Source organism: Acidimicrobiia bacterium (genome assembly GCA_036396535.1).
Classification (GTDB): domain Bacteria; phylum Actinomycetota; class Acidimicrobiia; order Spongiisociales; family UBA5794; genus DASWKR01.
The window spans coordinates 1-2,806 of sequence record DASWKR010000074.1 but is presented as its reverse complement, the minus strand read 5'-3'; the positions used below and the strand labels follow the sequence as shown (position 1 = coordinate 2,806).

At 68.5% G+C, this 2,806-nt stretch carries 2 protein-coding genes; one reads left to right on the top strand and one right to left on the bottom strand.

Annotated elements, in window-relative coordinates:
* Positions 1-341 precede the first annotated feature (341 nt).
* Complete coding sequence (locus VGC47_13850) at positions 342-860, top strand: gamma carbonic anhydrase family protein (protein ID HEX9856393.1); 519 nt, start codon at positions 342-344, stop codon at positions 858-860.
* 13 nt (positions 861-873) lie between these two features.
* Here the strand turns inward: VGC47_13850 and VGC47_13845 are convergent.
* A partial coding sequence (locus tag VGC47_13845; GenBank protein HEX9856392.1) for a lamin tail domain-containing protein occupies positions 874-2,806 on the bottom strand: 1,933 nt, incomplete at its 5' end.

Genomic DNA, 2,806 nt, shown 5'->3' with positions numbered 1-2,806 from the left:
AGGCCGAGCCGAGGGCGTGCTTGGGCCGGGTCGCCCTGACTGTTGGGCCCCCTCGGCTCGGTCCCTGGCGGGACGCTCTGTTCACCCTGCTCGGCCTGACGGGGTACCACGCCGAGTACCGGAGGCCAAGCAGAGTGAACCAATCCCCCGGAGACCGGGGGATTGCGTAGTGGGGCGGGTCGCCTCGGGTGGCGGGCGCTGTTCCACGCTGTCTCCCGCTCGGCGGGGGACCGGCGAGCGCCGTAGGCCGAGCCGAGGGGGTGCCTGGCGAGGGTGGTGTCTGGGGTTTCTGAGGTGCGTCCTCGGTGGTCGTCCCGCCTCGGGATCTAGCATCATCCGCCGTGGAGCCCTTGGAGATCGCAGAGCCGTCGATCGCCGCCGCCGCCTTCGTGGCGCCGTCGGCGGTCCTCATGGGAGACGTCCGGGTCGCGGCCGGGGCGGTCATCATGTTCGGCGTCGTCGCCAGGGCCGAGTTGGCGGCGATCCGCGTCGGAGCGGGGTCGAACGTCCAGGACAACTGCGTGCTGCACTCGGAGGAGGGCCTGCCGTGCACGATCGGTGAGCGGACGACCGTCGGCCACGCCGCCGTCGTCCACGGTGCGACCGTCGGCGACGGTTGCCTCGTCGGGATCGCCTCTCAGGTGCTCAACGGAGCCGTCATGGGTGAAGGGTCGTGGCTCGCGGCAGGATCATTGCTCGCCGAGGGCACGGAGATCCCTCCGTGGACGCTGGCGCTCGGGGTGCCCGCCAAGCCGGTCCGGGAGCTCACCGAGGCAGAGATCGCCAGGCAACGCAGCGGGGTAGCCGAGTATCAACGTTTCGCGGTCGCCTATCTGACTCGGCTGGGCGATCCGGGCTGACGGGACGAGGCCGTCAGGTCTCGCAGGCGACGGCGACGCCGCCGTTCGGGTCGCAATGATCGGTGCCCGCCCCGCCGTCGAGGCTGTCGTCCGAGCCGCTGCCGCCGACCAGGTCGTCGTTGCCGCTCTGACCGAACATGACGTCGTCGCCCGCCATGCCCCTGACGACGTCCGACTGGCCGCCTCCCTTGAGGGTGTCCTTGCCGGGACCGCCCTTGAGCGTGTCCCGGCCTCCCCGACCGATGAGCCTGTCCTTGCCGGAGCCGCCGTCGATGACGTTGCGGCCATCCGAGCCGATGAGCTTGTCGGCGTGGGCGGAGCCGACGATGTTCTCGACGTCGTAGATGCTGTCGGACCCCTCGCCGGATGCGAAGGCGGCCGCCAGGTCGACGGTGACGCCGCCGGGTGAGGTCCGGAAGCTGATCGTGTCCCGTCCGTCGCCGCCACATACGATGTCGTCGCCTCCGAACGGAGTGACGAGGTCGTCGCCGCCGAGTGCGAGGATCACGTCGTCGCCATCGCTGCCGAACAGCAGCTCGCCGCTGTTCGACCCGACCACGGTGGCCGGCAGGCCGGCGCAGTATGTCGGAGCCACGATCGGCTGACACTCCTTGTCGCCCCACGCCTCGCAGCTCACGAGGTCGTCGTTGGGGGTATGCAGTTGCAGCATGTCGTGGGTGAAGAGGATCTGCCCGTCGAGCCCCCAGTACAGCTTGGTGGACGTGTCGGTCCCGTGGCCGACGTAGATCCGGAGGGTCGCTCCTGCCGCAAGCGTCCGGCTGTTCGGGAAGTCGAGACGGTTGACGTTGTCGCCGAACTCCCAGTCGCGCAGGTCGACCGGGTACCCGCTCCGGTTCTTGATGTCGATCCACTCGTCGGCGGGCGTCTTGCCGTTGTTGTAGCCCGTGATCCTCAGGTCTGCGACCGGCCCGCAGGGGCTGCACGGCCACTCGACCGATGCCACCATGATGTCGCTGTATGTCTTGAGCTGCACCGAGTCCGTGTCGTTGCCGAGGATCCCTTTGGTCCGTCCCCAGTGCTTCTCGAGCCTCGTCTCCTGGCCCTGGCCGGTGTGGACCCGCATCCGCTCACCGGGGTCGATCCTCGAGTCCTCCGGGAAGTCGTAGAGCTTGCCGCCGTTGCGCAGCTGGTAGCCGTTGAGGTTCACCGATTCCGACGACACGTTCGTGAGGTTCACCCATTCGCCGTTCGGGTTGCTGCCGTCGCTGCCGACCGCATCGGCGTTCACCGAGAGGTGCACCTTGCCCTGGAGCGGATCCCAGCACTCCCCGATGCACGGGTACTCGAAGTAGGTGCGGATGTCGTCGTCGGGATCGAGCAGGTAGGCCCCGTCGCCGATGCTGTTCCCGAAGAGGGCCCGGTCGTACCCCATGTAGAGCTTGGTGGCGGTGTTGGTACCCGACCCCACGTAGACGGTGATGGAGTCGTTGGCGGGGATCGAGGCGTTCGACGGCATGTCCCAGATGGCCCGGGTCGACGTGGTCCGCAGTGTCCAGCCGCCGAGCGAGACGGCGAAGCCGCTGTCGTTGAAGATCCTGACCCACTCGCCGTTGAGTGTCCCCGGCTCGCCGTCTGTTCCTTCGGCGTCCCAGTGAACGAACATGCGCAGCTCGGCGCCTGCGCTCGGCCCCGCCCCGCACGCATCGTCGTTCCAGAGCCGCTTGCCCTCGTGACTGGCCGACCGCGCCGCCGCCATGTACTTGCGGTTGCGAGATGGCTCACGGTTGCTCGGCATCGCCAGGGCGTACCCTTCCTCGAGCATCTTGAGGTTGAGGTCGACGCCGTTGCGCTCGACGAACCGCAGGTAGCGGACTCCGTCGAACGCTTTCGAGTCCGGGTCCTCGGCGAGGAGGGTGACCCACTTGCCCTCGATGAGCTTGGCGAGTCGCGCCTTGGCCGTTCCGGCGTGGCACATCTCCGGGTAC